The sequence below is a fragment of the Tolumonas auensis DSM 9187 genome, assembly GCF_000023065.1.
Taxonomy (GTDB): Bacteria; Pseudomonadota; Gammaproteobacteria; order Enterobacterales; family Aeromonadaceae; genus Tolumonas; species Tolumonas auensis.
This window is the reverse complement of sequence record NC_012691.1, coordinates 2,593,508-2,612,808: the sequence shown is the minus strand read 5'-3', so window position 1 is coordinate 2,612,808 and position 19,301 is coordinate 2,593,508. Positions and strand designations below refer to the sequence as shown.

Annotated in this window: 20 protein-coding genes; 13 read left to right on the top strand and 7 right to left on the bottom strand. The window is 48.0% G+C overall.

Features of this window, described 5'->3' with window-relative positions; genetic code table 11:
• The first annotated feature begins 20 nt into the window (after nt 1-20).
• The 6 genes from miaA (at nt 21) to TOLA_RS12105 (ending at nt 6,146) form a co-directional block, all read left to right on the top strand.
• Entirely contained in the window at nt 21-917 is an 897-nt protein-coding gene (gene miaA, locus TOLA_RS12130; protein WP_049759219.1) for a tRNA (adenosine(37)-N6)-dimethylallyltransferase MiaA, read from the top strand.
• A gap of 73 nt (nt 918-990) precedes the next feature.
• A complete protein-coding gene (gene hfq / locus TOLA_RS12125; RefSeq protein WP_015879450.1) occupies nt 991-1,248 on the top strand; it encodes an RNA chaperone Hfq in 258 nt (85 codons plus the stop codon).
• Nucleotides 1,249-1,307: 59 nt separating this feature from the next.
• Nucleotides 1,308-2,597 (top strand): ribosome rescue GTPase HflX, encoded by a 1,290-nt coding sequence (hflX, locus tag TOLA_RS12120; RefSeq protein ID WP_015879449.1) that lies wholly within the window; start codon nt 1,308-1,310, stop codon nt 2,595-2,597.
• 52 nt (nt 2,598-2,649) lie between these two features.
• Nucleotides 2,650-3,822: an FtsH protease activity modulator HflK gene (gene hflK / locus TOLA_RS12115; RefSeq protein ID WP_015879448.1), complete on the top strand. Its 1,173-nt coding sequence runs from the start codon at nt 2,650-2,652 to the stop codon at nt 3,820-3,822.
• Nucleotides 3,822-4,712, top strand: coding sequence for a protease modulator HflC (gene hflC / locus TOLA_RS12110; RefSeq protein WP_015879447.1), 891 nt, complete (start codon nt 3,822-3,824; stop codon nt 4,710-4,712). The genes hflK and hflC overlap by 1 nt, the downstream gene beginning before the upstream one ends.
• Nucleotides 4,713-4,847: 135 nt before the next feature.
• Nucleotides 4,848-6,146: an adenylosuccinate synthase gene (locus tag TOLA_RS12105; RefSeq protein WP_015879446.1), complete on the top strand. Its 1,299-nt coding sequence runs from the start codon at nt 4,848-4,850 to the stop codon at nt 6,144-6,146.
• A gap of 110 nt (nt 6,147-6,256) precedes the next feature.
• Here the strand turns inward: TOLA_RS12105 and ispB are convergent, their stop codons facing one another.
• The gene (gene ispB, locus TOLA_RS12100) at nt 6,257-7,228 is read right to left on the bottom strand and encodes an octaprenyl diphosphate synthase (protein ID WP_015879445.1); all 972 of its coding nucleotides are present in this window, start codon (nt 7,226-7,228) and stop codon (nt 6,257-6,259) included.
• A 254-nt stretch (nt 7,229-7,482) separates the two neighbouring features.
• On the opposite strand from ispB, the gene rplU reads away from it, so the two are divergent.
• The 7 genes from rplU to folA all read left to right on the top strand — a co-directional run bounded on the left by rplU (nt 7,483) and on the right by folA (nt 12,436).
• Nucleotides 7,483-7,794, top strand: a complete 312-nt coding sequence (gene rplU, locus TOLA_RS12095; RefSeq protein ID WP_015879444.1) for a 50S ribosomal protein L21 — start codon at nt 7,483-7,485, stop codon at nt 7,792-7,794.
• Between the two features lie 17 nt (nt 7,795-7,811).
• Entirely contained in the window at nt 7,812-8,069 is a 258-nt protein-coding gene (rpmA, locus tag TOLA_RS12090) for a 50S ribosomal protein L27 (protein ID WP_015879443.1), read from the top strand.
• Nucleotides 8,070-8,295: 226 nt separating this feature from the next.
• Nucleotides 8,296-9,477, top strand: a complete 1,182-nt coding sequence (gene cgtA, locus TOLA_RS12085) for an Obg family GTPase CgtA (protein ID WP_015879442.1) — start codon at nt 8,296-8,298, stop codon at nt 9,475-9,477.
• 42 nt (nt 9,478-9,519) lie between these two features.
• On the top strand, nt 9,520-10,614 hold the full coding sequence (locus tag TOLA_RS12080; RefSeq protein ID WP_015879441.1) for an FUSC family protein: 1,095 nt from the start codon (nt 9,520-9,522) through the stop codon (nt 10,612-10,614).
• Between the two features lie 67 nt (nt 10,615-10,681).
• On the top strand, nt 10,682-11,476 hold the full coding sequence (locus TOLA_RS12075; protein WP_015879440.1) for a threonine/serine exporter family protein: 795 nt from the start codon (nt 10,682-10,684) through the stop codon (nt 11,474-11,476).
• Entirely contained in the window at nt 11,473-11,940 is a 468-nt protein-coding gene (locus TOLA_RS12070; RefSeq protein ID WP_041609884.1) for a threonine/serine exporter family protein, read from the top strand. Before TOLA_RS12075 ends, TOLA_RS12070 begins: the two co-directional genes overlap by 4 nt.
• Nucleotides 11,941-11,944: 4 nt before the next feature.
• Entirely contained in the window at nt 11,945-12,436 is a 492-nt protein-coding gene (gene folA, locus TOLA_RS12065; protein WP_015879438.1) for a type 3 dihydrofolate reductase, read from the top strand.
• Between the two features lie 33 nt (nt 12,437-12,469).
• Here the strand turns inward: folA and TOLA_RS12060 are convergent, their stop codons facing one another.
• From TOLA_RS12060 to lptD, 6 genes are all read right to left on the bottom strand, one after another.
• Nucleotides 12,470-13,300, bottom strand: coding sequence for a symmetrical bis(5'-nucleosyl)-tetraphosphatase (locus TOLA_RS12060; protein ID WP_015879437.1), 831 nt, complete (start codon nt 13,298-13,300; stop codon nt 12,470-12,472).
• Between the two features lie 68 nt (nt 13,301-13,368).
• The gene (gene apaG, locus TOLA_RS12055) at nt 13,369-13,740 is read right to left on the bottom strand and encodes a Co2+/Mg2+ efflux protein ApaG (protein ID WP_015879436.1); all 372 of its coding nucleotides are present in this window, start codon (nt 13,738-13,740) and stop codon (nt 13,369-13,371) included.
• 9 nt (nt 13,741-13,749) lie between these two features.
• A complete protein-coding gene (gene rsmA, locus TOLA_RS12050; RefSeq protein WP_015879435.1) occupies nt 13,750-14,556 on the bottom strand; it encodes a 16S rRNA (adenine(1518)-N(6)/adenine(1519)-N(6))-dimethyltransferase RsmA in 807 nt (268 codons plus the stop codon).
• Nucleotides 14,553-15,542, bottom strand: a complete 990-nt coding sequence (gene pdxA, locus TOLA_RS12045; RefSeq protein WP_015879434.1) for a 4-hydroxythreonine-4-phosphate dehydrogenase PdxA — start codon at nt 15,540-15,542, stop codon at nt 14,553-14,555. Before pdxA ends, rsmA begins: the two co-directional genes overlap by 4 nt.
• Nucleotides 15,539-16,849, bottom strand: coding sequence for a peptidylprolyl isomerase SurA (gene surA, locus TOLA_RS12040; RefSeq protein WP_015879433.1), 1,311 nt, complete (start codon nt 16,847-16,849; stop codon nt 15,539-15,541). The genes pdxA and surA overlap by 4 nt, the downstream gene beginning before the upstream one ends.
• Nucleotides 16,850-16,864: 15 nt before the next feature.
• On the bottom strand, nt 16,865-19,234 hold the full coding sequence (gene lptD, locus TOLA_RS12035) for an LPS assembly protein LptD (RefSeq protein ID WP_015879432.1): 2,370 nt from the start codon (nt 19,232-19,234) through the stop codon (nt 16,865-16,867).
• Between the last annotated feature and the right edge of the window lie 67 nt (nt 19,235-19,301).

Genomic DNA, 19,301 nt, shown 5'->3' with positions numbered 1-19,301 from the left:
ACCCGCCTGTGATATTTCTTATGGGCCCAACAGCATCCGGTAAAACGGCTCTGGCTATCGAATTAGTAAAGCGCTTACCGTGTGACATCATCAGTGTTGATTCAGCATTGATCTATCGTGGAATGGACATCGGCACGGCAAAACCTACTGCTGAAGAACTGGCTCAGGCTCCGCATCGCTTGCTGGATATACGGGATCCGTTTCAGACCTATTCTGCTGCGGATTTCCGACAGGATGCATTACGTGAAATAGAAACCATCGTTGCACAAGGACGTATTCCGTTACTGGTTGGCGGAACAATGCTTTATTACAAAGCGTTGCTGGAAGGACTATCACCGCTGCCGGCAGCTGATCCGCTTATCCGGCAGGCAATAGAAGCTGAAGCCAGCCTGTCAGGCTGGGAAGCATTGCATGCTCAATTACAAAGTATTGATCCTGTAGCGGCAGCGCGTATTCATCCGAATGATCCGCAGCGCTTATCGCGTGCACTTGAGGTTTACCGCATCAGTGGGCAAACCCTGACTGAACTGACGCAAACCAAAGGCGAACAACTTCCTTACCGTACGCTGCAATTTGCAATTGCGCCGACAGATCGGGAGTTATTACGGCAACGTATCGCTGAGCGCTTTCATCTGATGTTATCTCAGGGCTTTGAACAGGAAGTCCGTGCGTTGTATGACCGTGGTGATTTGAATGCTGATTTACCATCGATCCGCTGTGTCGGCTACCGGCAGATGTGGGAATATCTGGATGGGCAAATCAGCTATGACGAAATGGTCTATCGTGGCATCGTTGCTACCTGCCAGCTGGCGAAGCGACAGATGACCTGGTTAAGAAGTTGGCAAAACGTGACCTGGCTTGAAACTGGCGCAATCAATAACGCAGATATTATCTGTCACAGCCTCACAAGCGCATGACGTCCTCAATAATATCTGCTACTTTAATATTTAACGCCTTGCTCAATTAAAACAAAAGTATAAGGACAATAACATGGCTAAGGGGCAATCCTTACAAGATCCATTTTTGAATGCGTTACGTCGTGAGCGTATTCCTGTATCTATCTATCTGGTCAATGGTATTAAGCTGCAAGGACAGGTCGAATCATTCGATCAATTTGTTATTTTGCTGAAAAACACAGTCAGTCAGATGGTTTATAAGCACGCAATCTCTACCGTGGTTCCTGCTCGTCCGGTAGCGCATCACACTGCACCCGCTGCTGGTGACAGTGATTCACAGTCTGAAGAGTAACCTGCTTTTCCCTGCTGTTATGGCAGGGATTTCGTTGTTAGTTGCTGAGGAGTTATCTCTTGTTTGAACGCTATCAAGGCGGAGAACAGGCTCTTCTGGTCCATGTTGATTTCAGAGACGAAACAGCCAGAGAAGATTTACGTGAGCTGGAAATGCTGGCCACATCCGCAGGTGCTACCATCCTGGGCACCATTACAACCCGTCGTGATTCCCCGCAGGCCAAATTTTTTGTCGGTACTGGTAAGGCTGATGAAATTGCTCAGGAAGTGCATCGCTTACAAGCTGATCTGGTTATCTTTAACCATGCCTTAACGCCAGCGCAGGAGCGAAATCTCGAACGGATGTTCGAATGTCGTGTGCTTGATCGCACCACACTTATCCTTGATATTTTTGCCCAGCGGGCCCGGACGCATGAAGGTAAACTTCAGGTAGAACTGGCGCAATTGCGTCATATATCCAGTCGTCTGGTTCGTGGCTGGACACATCTTGAGCGTCAGAAAGGCGGGATTGGTCTGAGAGGGCCGGGTGAAACACAGCTGGAAACTGATCGTCGGCTTATCCGGGAAAAGATCTCTAATATTCTGGGTCGGTTGGAAAAGGTTGAGAAACAGCGTGAACAGGGGCGTCGTGCCCGGGTGCGGAATGCGATCCCTGTCGTGTCTCTGGTGGGATATACCAATGCCGGTAAATCCACATTGTTTAACCGCATGACTCAATCTAAGGTTTATGCGGCGGATCAGTTATTCGCCACACTTGATCCGACTTTACGCCGGATTGAACTGGAACGGCTCGGTCCGGTGGTATTGGCGGATACAGTTGGATTTATACGACACCTGCCACATGATCTGGTTGCAGCATTTAAAGCCACATTGCAGGAAACCCGTGAAGCTGATTTACAGTTGCATGTGATCGATTGTGCCGATGAACGAGTACAAGATAACATGGCACAGGTAAATGAAGTTCTGCACGAAATCGAAGCCGATGAAGTGCCTCAGCTGCTGGTGTATAACAAAGTTGATTGTCTTCCCGAAGGAATACCTCGGATTGAGCGAGATGACACAGGCAAGCCTGTTGCTGTATGGTTATCCGCGCTAACGGGTGAGGGGACCGATCTACTGTTGACGGTGCTAGATGAGTTATTGAGTGTTCAGATTGTTGAGCATCAGCTCAAACTACCTGTATCAGCAGCCCGTTTACGCAGCCGGTTATATGAACTTAAGGCAATACAGCGTGAAAATTATGCCGAAGATGGTAATTGCATCGTGCAAATCCGTCTTTCTGAAGTGGAATGGCTGCGTCTTGTGAAACAAGAAGGACCGGATATTCTTAACTTCATCGTTAAGCAATAATGTGTTAATTATTTGTATATTAGACACAATATGAGAATCAACGGAGACTCGAATGGCCTGGAATGAGCCTGGAAACAATAATGACAAAGACAAAGATCGAGACCCCTGGAAGAACACAGGGAAAAGTCAGATCCCGCCTGATCTAGATAAACTGCTGAAAAGTGTCAGGGAGCGATTGACCGGCACATTTGGTGGTCAGAGTTCAGGCGGCAGTACTGGTCTTATTATTTTTGCTTTACTGGCAGTTGTGATTTGGATCGGTAGTGGTTTCTATACTATTGAAGAAGCTGAGCGTGGTGTCGTGCTGCGTTTCGGTAAATATCACGAAACAGTCGATCCCGGTTTGCGCTGGAAATGGACCTTTGTCGACAAGGTGATACCTGTTGATGTGGAATCTGTTAAGTCCATGCCATCTTCCGGGTTTATGCTGACGCAGGATGAAAACGTTGTCCGTGTCGAAATGGATGTGCAATACCGTGTTGTTAATCCGCGTGAATATCTGTTTAGTGTGACTGATGCTGATAACAGCCTGCGGGAAGCGACCGACAGCGCATTACGCTATGTTGTGGGTCATACCAGTATGGATGATTTGCTGACCCGGGGACGTGAGAAGGTTCGTCAGAATACCTGGCAGGTACTGGAAGAAATCGTTGAACCTTACCGCATGGGGCTTGCCATCGTTGATGTGAACTTCTTGCCGGCGCGCCCGCCGGAAGAAGTTAAAGATGCTTTCGATGATGCTATTTCTGCTCAGGAAGATGAACAACGTTTCCTCCGTGAAGCAGAAGCCTATGCGCGTGAAACAGAACCAAAAGCGCGTGGACAGGTTAAGCGACTGGAAGAAGAGTCTCTGGGCTATAAAGAGCAGGTGGTATTAAGAGCTACCGGTGAAGTTGCCCGCTTTAACCAGTTATTGCCGGAGTATATTGCAGCACCACAACTGACGCGTGAACGCTTGTATCTGGACACGATGGAAGAGTTATATCAGAAGACAAATAAAGTGCTGATTGATGTTCCTAAAGGAAACAATAATGTTATTTATCTGCCTCTTGATAAAATGAATGCAACACAGACAAACACCAGAAAAGACAGTATGACCCCGTCACTCTCTTCGACTGTAAATAATACGCAGTCAAATACACCTACAGAGAATGACAGCGGCACTGATAGCGTAACTGACAGTCAGCCTTTACGTGATAGCAGCCGTACGAGCGGGAGATACTAATGAAAAATTATATTCTGATTGGTTTGGCTGCCGTAGGCATGCTGGCATCTTCTTCACTGTTTGTGATTGACGAAAGCCAGCGCGGTATTGTCGTGCAGTTTGGTAAAGTCATTCGTGAAGGCGATAGTGATATTCCAAAGGTATATGAGCCTGGCTTACACTGGAAATGGCCTTTCATTGATGATGTCCGTAAGCTGGATTCCCGTATTCAGACATTGGATGGACAGGCTGATCGCTTTGTTACCTCTGAGAAAAAAGATCTGATTATTGATTCTTATGTGAAATGGCGAATTGAAGATTTCTCCAAATTTTATCTGGCAACCGGCGGTGGTAGCCGTGTTCAGGCGGAATCTTTGCTGAAGCGTAAAATCAACAACGGATTACGTTCTGAAATTGGTGGCCGTACTATCACTGATATTGTATCTGGTCAGCGTACTGAGGTAATGGAGGATACATTACGTCAGATGGCCCGATCTTCTGAGCTGGGTATCAAAGTTGTTGATGTGAAGATAAAACAGATCAATCTTCCGCTGGAAGTATCTAACTCTATCTATCAGCGTATGCGGGCCGAACGTAATGCAGTAGCACGTGAACATCGCTCTCAGGGTAGAGAACAGGCAGAAATGTTACGGGCTACTATCGATCGCCGTGTCACCGTCATGATTGCGGAAGCAGAGCGTAAAGCGCGTGAGACCCGCGGTCAGGGTGATGCTCAGGCAGCTAAAATTTATGCAGAAACATACCGGAAAAATCCGGAGTTGTTCTCATTCCTGCGTAGTCTGGATGCTTACAAAAACAGCTTCAATAGTGGTAAGGATTTCATGGTCCTGAGTACCGAAAATGATTTCTTTAAATACCTTAAAAACTCACAGCCAGTGACTGCAAAATAAACGGTTATACAGTAAGAGGGCGGAAGCCCTCTTTTCTTGTCAGCAAATTTCTTAATTAAACTTCGCACAAGAGCATTTCTGCTCTGCTCAAATTTTGTTAGAATCCTTTTTTAACCACACTTCAGACAGAAAAAAATGGGTCAAAGCGTTGTTATCTTAGGCACCCAATGGGGTGACGAAGGGAAGGGTAAAATTGTCGATCTGCTGACCGACAAAGCCCAATTCGTAGTACGTTATCAGGGAGGACACAACGCCGGTCATACCCTGGTTATCGATGGTAAAAAAACCGTTCTGCATCTGATTCCGTCAGGCATTTTGCGAGACAACTGCAAATGTATTATCGGTAATGGTGTTGTTCTTGCTCCTGATGCTCTGTTGAAAGAGATGAATGAGCTGGAAAGCAGCGGTTATCCTGTCCGTGATCGTCTGTTCTTAAGCGAAGCTTGTCCGCTGATCCTGCCTTATCACGTTGCATTAGATAAAGCGCGTGAATTGGCTCGCGGCAATAAAGCGATTGGTACTACAGGTCGTGGTATCGGTCCTGCTTATGAAGACAAAGTTGCCCGCCGCGGTCTGCGTGTCGGTGATTTGTTCAACATGGACACTTTTGCTGAGAAACTGAAAGAAGTTATGACCTATCATAACTTCCAGCTGACTCAGTTCTATGGTGTTGAAGCCGTATCTTATGAAGACGTTCTGGCAGCAGTAAAAGAATATGCATCATTGCTGATCTCTATGGTCGTTGATGTAACTGAGATGCTGGATCAGGCCCGTAAACGTGGCGATAAGATCATGTTCGAAGGTGCGCAGGGTACTCTGCTGGACATCGATCACGGTACTTATCCTTATGTGACCTCATCTAATACTACTGCTGGTGGTGTTGCTACCGGTTCTGGTTATGGTCCACGTTTCGTTGAATATGTACTGGGTATTGCCAAAGCCTACACGACGCGTGTTGGCGGCGGTCCATTCCCAACAGAACTGTTTGACGATGTCGGTGAGAACCTGTGTGCCAGAGGCCATGAATATGGTGCAACCACTGGTCGTAAACGTCGTTGTGGCTGGTTTGATGCGGTAGCGATGAAACGCGCTATCCAGATCAACTCCATTTCTGGTTTCTGCCTGACCAAGCTGGACGTACTTGACGGTCTGGATGAAGTCAAAATCTGCATTGGTTACAAAGGCGAAGATGGTACTGTTCGTGATGTACCGCCAATGGCTGCAGATGGCTATGATTTGGTAACTCCGGTTTATGAGTCTATGCCTGGCTGGAAAGAAAATACTTTCGGCGTGAAGAGCATTGCTGATTTACCGCAGGCTGCTATCAACTATATTCATCGTATTGAAGCTATCACTGGTGTGCCGATTGATATTATTTCAACTGGCCCGGATCGCGACGAAACGATGATTCTGCGTCATCCATTTGCAGATTAATTGGCAAATTGGTAATAAAAATGCCGGGCATAATGTCCGGCATTTTTTTAGGTGATTTATAAGTGAAATGTATAGGCGCTGTCGCTACGTCGCTACACAGTCAGTCTTTTCTATGCCTGACGATGTACAGCTGATTCAGCTAATGCCTGCAGCGCAGTTTTATAGTCCGAGTCAGGTAATACTGACAATGCATCAATCGCTTTCCGGGCTTCCTGTTCAGCCCTGGTGACTGTGTATTCGAGAGCATGCGTCTGTTGCAGAATATCAAGGATCTCATCGAGATATTCCATGCCATCACGTTCTGTGATCGCTTGTTCAATACGTTTTTTCTGCTCAGGTGTTCCTTGAACCATCGCATAGATCAATGGCAGGGTAGGTTTCCCTTCCGACAGGTCATCACCGACGTTTTTACCCATTGTTTCGCTGCTGGATGAATAATCCATCACATCATCAATCAACTGAAATGCGGTGCCCAGATACTTGCCATAATCACGCAATGCCTGTTCTATATGTGCCGGCTGATTGGCCAGGATTGCTGCACAATGCGTTGCCGCTTCGAACAATTTGGCTGTTTTGCAGTAAATGACCTGCAGGTAATTGTCTTCCGTCGTTGATGGGTCATTACAATTCATCAACTGCATGACTTCACCTTCCGCTATCAGATTGGTGGCTTCAGAAAGCAACTGCATGATCCGCATATTGCCAAGTTCAACCATCATCTGAAAAGCCCGGGTATGAAGAAAATCGCCAACCAGTACACTGGCGGCATTACCGAACAGTTGATTTGCGGTATCCCGGCCACGACGCAATACTGATTCATCAACAACATCATCATGTAACAATGTAGCTGTGTGGATAAATTCGATAATAGTTGCCAGACTAATATGTGCATCACCCTGATAGCCAATGGCTCGGGCTGAGAGTACCGCCAGTAAAGGCCGAATGCGTTTACCACCACCACTAATGATGTAATAGGCGAGTTGATTAACCAAAGCGACATCCGATTGCAGTCGTTGATAAATCAGCTGATTTACCGCTTGCATATCGTCATCGGCGAGAGTGCGGATAACTTGTTGATCCATGGGCGTTCTAAAATGCTCTCGGGCTAGCGTACAGGCTAAAGATTGTTGTTAATTCTACATGAAACAAATCTCAAGTGCAGTGTTTGGCCGGTACTCATCAGCATTATGGCGTGAAATTACACAAGATAGTGATTTGCTTATTGCGTAATGGTGACAACTTGCGTAAAATCCGCGGCCATTGTCATTAGGTTTAAGTGCATCGGCGTTTTAAGCAAAACAGAATACGCCGTTATGCCGAATTCGGAGTTTTAAACATGTACGCGGTTATCCTAAGTGGTGGAAAACAGCATCGTGTAGCTGAAGGTCAGGTTTTGCGCCTGGAAAAACTGGAAGCTGCAACTGGTGCGGCCGTTGAATTTGATAAAGTGTTGATGGTTACTAATGGCGACGACGTTAAAGTTGGCGCACCTTATGTAGCCGGCGGCAAAGTTGTTGCTGAAGTTGTTGCGCACGGTCGCGGTGATAAAGTTCACATCGTGAAATTCCGTCGTCGTAAGCATCATCGCAAACAAGCTGGCCATCGTCAGTGGTTCACTGAAGTGAAAATCACTGCTATCAACGCGTAATTCAGGAGAGTTTTTAAATGGCACATAAGAAAGCTGGCGGTTCCTCGCGCAACGGCCGTGACTCTGAAAGCAAACGCCTGGGTGTTAAACGTTTCGGTGGTGAGAGTGTACTGGCAGGTAGCATCATCGTTCGTCAACGTGGCACCAAGTTCCATGCTGGTGTGAACGTAGGTTGTGGTAAAGACCACACTCTGTTCGCAACTGCAACAGGTACTATCAAGTTTGAAGTTAAAGGTCCTAACAACCGTAAATTTGTCAGCATCGTAGCTGAATAATTTCTGAGTTGTCAGACACAAGCCCTGCCGTAATGGCGGGGCTTTGTTGTTTGCGGCATTTAAAAACAGCGTAATATCGATTTCTGCGCAAGCCTGACCTCCGTCTGTTCTCTGTGAATATCATTATGGGGTAGGGTTTGTTCTCAAGAGAATGGCTGTAATGTGACCAACTATGGTTGGTTATTCTCTATAATGTAACAGGAAGCAAACAGGGGAGCCTGACGTCATGAAATTTGTTGATGAAGTCCTGGTCCGGGTTGAAGCCGGTGACGGTGGTAATGGTTGCGTTAGCTTCCGTCGTGAAAAATATGTACCTAATGGTGGCCCTGATGGTGGTGATGGTGGCGACGGCGGCGATGTTTATCTGCTGGCTGACAACAACCTGAACACGCTGATCGACTATCGTTTTGAGCGTTTCCATATGGCTGAGCGTGGCGAGAATGGTCGTGGCGCAAACTGTACTGGTGCCCGTGGTAAAGATCTGGTGTTAACAGTACCCGTTGGTACTCGTGCTACCGATGAAGATACCGGCGAAGTGCTGGGTGATCTGACCAAACACGGTGACCGTCTGCTGATTGCTAAAGGCGGATTCCACGGTCTGGGTAACACCCGTTTTAAAAGCTCGGTAAACCGTGCTCCACGTCAGAAGACAATGGGCACAAAAGGCGAACAGCGTAACCTGAAAATGGAACTGTTGCTGCTGGCTGATGTCGGTATGCTGGGTTTACCAAATGCGGGTAAATCGACTTTCATCCGTGCCGTTTCTGCCGCGCGTCCAAAAGTAGCTGATTATCCGTTTACCACACTGGTACCAAACCTGGGTGTGGTTCGGGTTGGTACTCAGCGTTCTTTCGTGATAGCTGATATTCCAGGTCTTATTGAAGGCGCTGCTGAAGGTGCCGGGCTGGGTATCCGCTTCCTGAAGCATCTGGAACGTTGCCGCGTCTTGTTACATCTGGTCGATATCTGTCCTGTTGATGAGTCTGATCCTGCTGAGAATGCAAAAGTCATCATTCATGAACTGGAAAAATACAGTCCGAAACTGGCTTCGAAACCGCGTTGGCTGGTATTTAACAAAATGGATCTGATGCTGGAAGATGAAGCAGAAGAAGTCATTCAGCGAGTGATGGAAGCGCTGGAATGGGAAGGTGAAGTATTCCGTATCTCTGCTGTTAACAAAGAAGGTACCGCACCTATTTGTTATAAAATCGCCGAATATCTGGAGTCCTTGCCGAAAGACCAGCTGGCGCAATCTGGTGCACCAGAGACAGTCGAGTTCATGTGGGATGATTACCATAAAGAACAACTGGCTAAAGTTGCTAAAGCGGAAGAAACCGACGACTTCGATGATGACGATTGGGATGAGGATGACGACGACGGCGTTGAAATCATCTATACCCGTGAATAATAATGATCCCTCACTTTGTGAGGGATTTTTTTGAGGTAATTAGTGTCTGTATTTGCAAGCGCATCAGCATTTGAACTCTTTATTTACCGGCATATCCGTATTATCCATGTCGTAAAAATCTGTCTGGCACTATTAATCGCGCACCTCATCAATGCCTTTTTCCCTGTACCCTATTTTGCCTGGACCTCCGTTACTATCGTCATCATTATGCTGACACTCCCGCAAGTGGGGGGCGCATTAGAAAAATCAATTGAGCGGATCATTGGCACGGTATCAGGCGCATGCTATGGCATCGCAATTTTGCTCCTGACCAGCAATCCCTGGTTGATCGCTTTTCTGGCGATGCTGGGGATTGCCGCCACTGCATATCGGGCCACCAGCAAGATGGGATATGCTTATCTGGTCGCTGGTTTTACTCTGATTATGGTACTGGATGGCGGTAGCCAGTCATTTGATGAAGCGCTATGGCGGACGGGTACTATTTTACTGGGTTGTGTTATTGCCTTGCTGGTATCTCTGTTTGTATTACCACTCAGGGCACGGAATGAATGGCGCTGGCAACTGGCTGAATCATTACGGCGTATGGGGAAGATCTGGCAGGCACATTTGTCGCCGAATGTCGTGAAACCACTGGCTACCAGAGCTATGTTGAAAAACGTGGAGCGTGCTATTCAGCGACAGAAATCATTGCATAAATCAGTGACGCTGGAATCTAAGCCCTTGCGGCATCACAGTGATGTACTGGACGAGTTGGTCGCGGCTCAAACCCGTTGTTTGTTATTGCTCGAATTACTGGCACAGACCCGCTGGGAAAATAGCCGCAGTGCAGTAGTGATTCAGGAGTTATTTTCATTAGGTTTTGCCGGGCGTGAACTTGGGCAGGATCTGCATGATTTATCGCTTTTTTGTGCCGGAAGCAGTGATTTATTACCGCCATCACGCCAGGAATTGCTGGTGAGCTATAAAAAAGAAATTCAGGCCACATTATCCGGTCAAAGCAATTTTTCTCTGAATGCTAATGGCTACGCATGGCTGGTTTATCAGGCCGGACTGCAGATGGAGCATATCAATAGTTTGATCCGGCGCATTACTGTGGTGACTGATCTGAGTAATGCGCAAAAATCTGGTTCGTGGTGATATATGAAAATGATATAAACTAGTCTGGTTTATTTACTTACATAATATAGAAGGCAGGAATCAGGGTATGCAGAAGCAAGGAGCGCTGTTGTCCCGGGAAGAGCAAACAAAAATTACCCGGGTGCTGGTGAAAACTGCACAAATGCTGGCGCAGTGCGGCGCAGAAAGCCGCTTGATTGAGCAAACCACCTGCCGTGTCGGCGCAATGCTGGGTGTTGAAAGTGTTGAGATGGCAATCTCTCCCAGTGCGATTGTTTTAACAACATTGAATCATGGTTCCTGCATTACTACTACTCGCCGCGTACATGAGCTGGGTATCAACATGCATGTTTTGTGTGCTATCCAGCGGGTATGTATTTTATGTGAAAAGCGTCTGCTGACTACGGTGGATGATGTTGATAAGCATTTATCTGAGATTAAACCATTCCGTTATAACCGCTGGTTAGTGGTTCTAATGGTTGGTCTTTCCTGCGGTGCATTCAGCTTATTGTTTGGTGGTGACTGGCCGGTATTTTTTACCACGACAGTAGCATCAGCGGTGGGGATGTTTGTGCGTCAGGAAATTGCACATCGTCATTTCAGTCCGTTAATTAACTTTGCGACAACGGCTTTTATTGCGACATCAATTGCCAGTATGGCGACTGTTTATCAATGGGGGGATCAACCCTATCTGGCGATGGCAGCCTGTGTATTGCTGCTGGTTCCCGGTTTCCCGCTAGTGAATGCTGTATTTGATATGGTTAAAGGCTATTTCAATATGGGGCTGGCTCGCTGGGGAACGGCGACATTATTGACTGTGAGCGCGACAGCCGGAATTGTGCTGGCGATGAAATTAACCGGTGTCTGGGGATGGAACCCATAATGCAATTGTTACAAGCGCTCCTATTTGATGCCTTTTGGTCGGCTATTCCGGCTGTGGGGTTTGCGATGATTTTTGCTGTGCCGCCACGGATGCTGAAATATTGTGCTATCGGCGGTGCTTTTGCACATAGCTTTCGTATGTTGCTGATTCATCTGGGTATTCCGATTGAATGGGCAACGTTTATTACAACGACGTTAATTGGACTGATTTTTGTTTATATATGCCGGCGATTGGTGGCTCCCCGGCCGGTATTCACCGTGGCATGTATTATTCCCATGATCCCCGGCAAATTTGCTTTTAATACCATTATTGCAATATTAACCATGAACAGCAGTGGGGTGACCGAGCAGCTCCTGCAAGCAGGTATTGAGAATGGTTTAAAAACGTTGTTTATTCTCTTTGCACTTTGTTTCGGGCTTGCTGTACCTTCGTTGTTTATTTACCGTAACAGACCAATAGTATAATTCTATGCAGATTTCTTTGATTGTAGCGATGGCTCAGCACCGGGTTATCGGACGTGGTAATCAGATGCCCTGGCACTTACCTGCCGATTTGCGTCATTTTAAAAGAGTCACTTTAGGTAAGCCGGTGATCATGGGTCGTAAAACCTTTGAATCAATTGGCCGCCCATTACCGGGACGCCGTAATCTGGTGATTACCCGGAACAGTGATTGGCAAGCGGATGGCGTTGAGAGTGTTAACAGCCTGGATGCGGCTCTGGCGCTGGTAGGCGATGAAGCTGAGGTGATGATCATCGGTGGGGGGCAGTTATACCGTGAAGCGTTGCCGTTAGCGCACCGGCTGTATCTGACCCATATTGATCTGACGGTGAATGATGCAGATACCTGGTTTCCGGATTACTCAGTCTGTCGCTGGCAGACAGTAGCGGAAGAGATGCACTGTGCTGATGAAAAGAACCCGTATAACTATCGTTTTGAAACCCTTGAACGTTGCGCATAATAAATGACCCGGTTAATTCCGGGTCATTGCAGTTTATTCTCCGCCACTGGCGTAAGCCGGACAGTTCAGACTGAACATGGCGTTGTCATCCCAGCGCCATAAAGTCAGCTGATTGCCCCAGACACAACCGGTATCTAATGCTTTGATCGTCGGTAAAGGACATTTTCCCATTAGAGCGGCCCAGTGACCGAAGACCAGATGGGGCTCATCCGGTGCGGCCTGGCGTACTTCAAACCAGGGCGCCAGCAGAGCTGGTTTGTCCGAGGGTGCTTCCTTACATTTAAATTCCAGGCTGCCATCATTGCGACAGAATCGCATACGGGTAAAGCTATTAATAATATAGCGCCAGCGCGGCAGCCCGGTAAGGCGGGCATCCCAGTGTGAAGGTTCTTCACCATACATATGCCCCAGCAACCAGTTTCCCTGATCACTGCGGAGCAGCATTTCCACTTCACGGGCACAGTGACGTGCGGTAGCCAGATCCCATTGCGGAGATAAACCGGCGTGCGTCATCATGACCGGTAACGTCGGATGTTCTGCCATGATCGGCTGGGTACGTAGCCAGGTCATGAGTTCGTGGCGATCCGGTGCGGTAAGAATATTTTCTGTTTTATCTTTTTTCTTGGCTTGCGAATAACCTGCGTCAACCGCCAGTAAGTTAAGATCATGATTACCAAGCACCGTGGTTGCCCGGTCACCTAATCCGTAAACAAACCGCAATACATCCAGTGATTTCGGCCCGCGGGCAACCAGATCACCTGTCAGCCAAAGTTCATCATGTTGGGGATTAAATTGTGCAAGTGCCAGTAATTGCTGTAATTCATCATTACATCCCTGGATATCGCCAACAAAATAGGTTGCCATACTTCAACACTCTACTCAGCAGGTTGAGCGATTATTCTGCGTCAGCTGCAGGATAATGCGTAAGGAAATCAGTTAATCAGATGCGGAATTGCCAGTGCGAAAGGGGCAATGGTTACCTCAAATAACTGTTCGTTGTGTTTATTCCGGAAGGTATAACTACCGCGCATACAGCCGAAAGGTGTCTTCAACAGCACACTGCTCTGGTAAGTATAAGACTGACCTGCTGTGATAACGGGTTGCTGCCCGATCACGCCTTGTCCCTGTACCTCGGTTTGCTGACCATTGGCATCGTTAATCAGCCAGTGACGATCCATCAGCTGTATATCACCATCCGTATGATTACGGATGGTGATTTCATAGCCAAAGGCATACTGAGCTTCTTCCGGAGCAGATTGTTCAGCAAGGTAGAATGGACGCGGTGTGATCAGTATACCCGGCATAGTGCATCCTCAGCGGTGAGTTGTCAGCCAGTTAGCAATACTTACAAATTGTGCCAGCGTCAAGTTTTCTGGTCGCAGGTTTGGATTAATATCAATCTCCTCCAACTGCTCGGCAGTAATGAAACTACGGAAGGTGTTACGGATAGTCTTACGACGTTGGCCAAAACCTTCCTGACAAACGCGTTGCAGGTCAGCGATGTTGAGTGCTTCGTATGGCCGTTTCTTCCATGGTGCCAGACGCACAACCGCAGAGTTTACTTTAGGTGCGGGTTTAAATGCGTGCGGACCTACTTCCAGTACTGGCATTACCTGACAGTAATACTGAGTCATTACCGTCAGACGGCCATAATCTTTACTGTTCGGACCAGCCGCCAGACGTTCTACAACCTCTTTCTGCAGCATGAAATACATATCAGTAATATATTGTGATTTTTCCAGCAGATGAAAAATCAGCGGGGTTGATATGTTGTAAGGCAGATTGCCGAATATGCGTAACGGACGACCCGGCTGCGCCAGTTCGTCAAAGTTAAATTTCATCGCATCGGCTTCGTGCACAATCAGCTTGTCTTTCAGGCGTGGATGTTCCCGCAGACGGGCAGCCAGATCGCGGTCGAGTTCAACGACATGCAGTTTATCTATCTGATCACAGACCGGTTCGGTAAGTGCGCCAAGGCCAGGACCAATTTCGACCATAACATCATTCTGACGGGGCGCTATTGCTGATACGATTGAATCGATCGTGTATTGATCATGCAGAAAGTTTTGGCCAAAACGTTTACGGGCGCGGTGACCGAGATGAACATTGTCATTAATCATTGTTTATGAGATACCATTGAAATCGCTTGTTGTAATGCTGTCAGCAGACTGCCGTTATTGCACTTGCCGCTGCCAGCTAATTCGAGAGCTGTGCCGTGATCAACGGAGGTGCGGATAAACGGCAGCCCCAGTGTGATATTGACGGCACGGCCAAATCCTTTGTATTTAAGTACGGGCAGACCCTGATCGTGGTACATGGCCAGTACCGCATCTGCACGTTGCAGATATTTATCCTGGAAAAGTGTATCTGCGGGTAACGGGCCTTCCAGCGAGTAACCTTTCCCACGTAATTTTTCCAGAACAGGTTCTATAACTTCTATTTCTTCCCGGCCCATATGACCGCCTTCACCGGCGTGCGGATTCAGACCACACACCAGAATATGCGGTGCAGGAATACCAAACTGGTTTTGCAGGTCATGCTGCAGAATGTCTATGGTGCGCTGCAGACTTTCAGCGGTAATTGCATCGGCAACATCGCGCAGAGGTAAATGCGTGGTAGCCAGAGCAACGCGAAGCCCTTCAGTTGCCAGCATCATGACGACCTGATCGACGCCAGCCTGTTCAGCAAAAAATTCAGTATGTCCACTGAATGGCACACCGGCTTCATTGATGACACCTTTGTGCACCGGTCCGGTGACCAGAGCGGCAAACTCGCCGCTGAGGCAGCCTTCGGCAGCCCGGCGTAATGTTGCCAGGACATATTTGCCATTACGTTTGTCCAGTTTCCCGGCAGATACCGGCACCATTAACGGCACTGAACAAACAGTTAAAACACCGGCTGGCTGTGCCTGAGCAGGTTGGCTTGCATCATAAAAACGGATCGTAATATCTTTGCCTAACATTGCGGCCCGTTGTTGCAGCAGCGCCGGATCCGCCATGATCACCAGTTCCGCCGGCCATGCCTGGTCGGCCAGCGTCAGTATCAGATCCGGTCCAATCCCTGAAGGTTCGCCCGGCGTGACGACGATGCGGGGAATTGTTGTCATTCCTGGCCACTCCCGTCCACGAATTTGATAAAGGCTTCATCACGCAGTTCGTCAATCCAGGTCTGTGCTTCTTCGGCAAAACGGCGATTGTAAATTAACTGATAGGCGCGGTTTTCCAGTGCTTCCGGGGTGTTTGCCAGATTACGGCGTCCTTCTACCTGAACAATATGCCAGCCATGCACGGTCTTAAATGGCTGACTGAGCTGACCAATCGGCAGGTTTTTCGTCATATCGCGGAATTCCGGTACATACATCTCCGGATTCGCCCAGCCGAGTTCACCCCCTTTCAACGCTGAACCGGTGTCATCAGAGTATTTCTCTGCCAGTTTGGCAAAAGAGGCTTTACCTGACTGGATATCACGCAGGTATCCTTTCAGCATCTGTTCTGCTTTTTCATCACTGAGAATAACTGATGTTTTCAGCAGGATATGGCGTGCGTTCACTTCCTGCATTTCAATAGCCTGTTGCCCCTGCATATCTTTTACATGGATGATATGCAGACCGGCACCGGAGCGTAGCGGTCCGATAAACTGGTCTTTATGTGCACCGCTGATGGCTTCGGCCATAAGCGACGGCATTTCTTCAATCGTCATCCAACCCCAGTCACCACCATCCAGTGCTTTGCTATCCGCACTTTCTGCTACCGCCATCTGATGGAAGTCAGCGCCTTTTTTCAATTGCTGCAGCAGTTGCCGGGCTTTTTCTGCAACTCGTTGTTGTTCGCCGCGATCCGCATCCGATGACAGGCTAAGCAGAATATGCTCAATATGGAAGCGCTGACCTTTATTCCCCTGTTCGCTGATCTGTTTGGCTAACTGCTTCACTTCCTGATCAGTAATATTGATCCGCTGACGTAGCTGATTGCGGCGCATTTCCGAAATCATCATCTCTTTACGCACAGTCTCGCGGAACTCAGCCGGTGTTAAACCTTCACGTTCTGCTTTGGCCTGCATATCCGCGACACTCAGCCTTTTTTCCGCAGCAATGGATGCCAGTGCCTGATCTAACTGGCTATCACCGATCCGTAAACCTTGTCGCTCAGCCAGTTGCAGAATCAGACTGTCTTCAATGAGACGATCCAGTATTTGTTTATGCAGCTGATGATAGGGCGGCAGAGTCTGACGTTGTTCAGCCGCATCAGCTTGTACTTTATGCATCAGACGATCTAATTCACTTTGCACTACGACATCTTTGTTAACGATGGCAATGACATTATCCAGTGATTGCTGAGCAGCCTGTGTGCATAACGGCAGAGCGAACAGGACGCCAGCCAGTAACCATTTCGGTGAAAAGTGTTTTAACTGCATCAAAAAATACCTTACTTAGTCGTTAAGGTTAAATGGTCGGGAATAAGGTAATAACCGGGTATTCAAGTTGTACTTCGGTCCGTTACCGACACTGCCCAGGCCCTTGAATTCAAATTGTAAACCGTAGGAAGTTTCCGGTTCGGCGGTTAATGTGGTGTTATCCGGTGCATTATTGCGTTCAAAGGTAAAATTCACCGCCCAGCAGCATGAGTCATAACGGAGCCCTACCAGGTTATCAATACTCTGACCTGTTTGCGTATCCCGGTAGTGCGCGCCGATCAATTGCCAGTCGCGACTGATTGGTAATCGCAATACTGCGCCGGCCTGACTGATGTCTTCCCGATCATCATTCGTGTCTACCACAAAGTTTTCCTTGCTGACGAAGCGGTAGTTTAACTGAGTCGTATATTTCTGCTGCTGATATTCGGCGGCAGCATTACCGGAAGAGACATCTTTGCTCTGGGTGTTGTATTCAATACCGGTATGGGTGTACCAGTCATCGGTTGGATGGGTATCTGCCCGCAGCGATAACAATGAACGTGAGTTGGTTTGTTTCTCATCATTCGGTAACAGCGTAACCTGCGGTGCAACCAGGTCATAGGCCTGACCTACGGTAAAGCGCATCCGTTCTGTGTTCTCACTGTCAAACAGACGAGTCGTCACACCGTAACTGACCCGGTTCGCATCACTGATCCGATCCAGCCCGGCAAAGCGGCGGTCACTGAACAGATTGTAATAATCTGACTGCAGATTGGTGGTGTCATACAGCCCGATGTTGTTCTGATTTTTGTAAGGGATGTAAAGATACTGAACTTCAGGTTCCAGTGTCTGGGTAAAGGCCTGATCATTGAACGAAGTCTGACGATCAAAGCTCATGCTGCCATGAACACGCGCTTCCGGCAGAACACGGCTAACGTTGGAATCGAGACTGTCCATTCCCAGATAACTACTGTAATAGGACGACATATCATCAGGAATATCCTGCTGATAATACGTGGACATCAGTTTGCCTTCCGCTTCCAGCGAGTATCCCGGAGCCTGCAAAATCGGCACAGAGATGGCCGGTTCTGCGTGCAGGCGCTGACCGGTATACGCTTTATAGGTTTCAGAAGTATTTCCGAAGTTTGATACTTCGGAATTAAAGCTGAAACTGTATTTATCGGCGGTGTGATACTGGTTATAGATTACCTGTGGCAGCAATTGATGCGGTGCCGGTGTATTCGGCAACAGGATCTGATAATCACGTACTTCTGTGCTCAGGTTCCAGTCTCTCTGGTAATAACCGGCAGTGGTGGATTGCAGCAACTGGTTATCGACAATCTGCCCAACCGGCGGATGCAGGTCATTAAAGTAGTTGTAATCATTTTCGCCAACGCGGGTGTAATCCAGATTCCAGCGCAGATCACCGTTTTGAAAACCGGAATTATGACGGATACTGGCTAACCAGCGGGGATTTAGCTCTTCATCACTGACTTTCCGGTCATTGGCCATATATTCGGCATAAATTGTCCCGCTGTGTCCGGCTGCCGGCAGATAACGGTATTCAATTTGCTCCATTGTGCCGCGGTTTGACATCACCCGGGGGGTCAGGGTCATATCGTAGTTCGGTGCAATGTTCCAGTAATACGGCGTGCTGATGTCGAAACCATTGGTGCTGCTATAGGTGAAGTTCGGGTAGAGCAGCCCTGATTTACGTTCATCTTTGACCGGGAAGGTGATGTAGGGGGTATAAAAAACGGGAACGTTTTTCAGCCACAGCGTCGCGTTCCAGGCTTCGCCAAACACTTCTTTCTGATCCACGTTGACTTCACTGGCACTCAGCCACCAGCTTTCCTGCCCGACCGGACAAGTTGTGAACCGGGCTTTGCTCAGGGTCAGCTCTTTTTTCTCGTTATCGAGATGGATTTTTTCTGCCTCGCCACGGGCGGGGGAGCCATGTAACTGATAGGTAGCATTATCAATCTGAGATTCTTTAGAATCCAGATTAGTAGTCAGCTGATCATTACTTTTCAGGGTCACCTGACCGTCACGGTAGAATATATTGCCGTGTGCCAGTACATTCCGGCTGACCTGATCGAGCTCGGTATAGTCGGAACTGAAATATTTATTGCCCTGACTGACTTCAACACCACCCTCATAAACAGCTTTGCCGTCACGGACTGCATTCAGCTGATCGGCGGAGACTTCAACCGGTGTTGTCCGGCTATATTCGGTTGCGGTGGCCGGCGGAACATCACTGTAGCAACGTTCATCGAACGCACCCGCACGGAGATTGGACGGTACTTTTATACTGTTATCTGCCGCCTGAGCTGGATGCGATGTGAATACGAGTCCGGCAGAAACAGAAAAAATCGCCGCAGTAATAGCGTTGATACGAAACACCATTGGTTATCAGATCCCCTGGCAACTGAAGCACATAACCTTTCTACGGTTGTGCTTTCACGGTCATTCT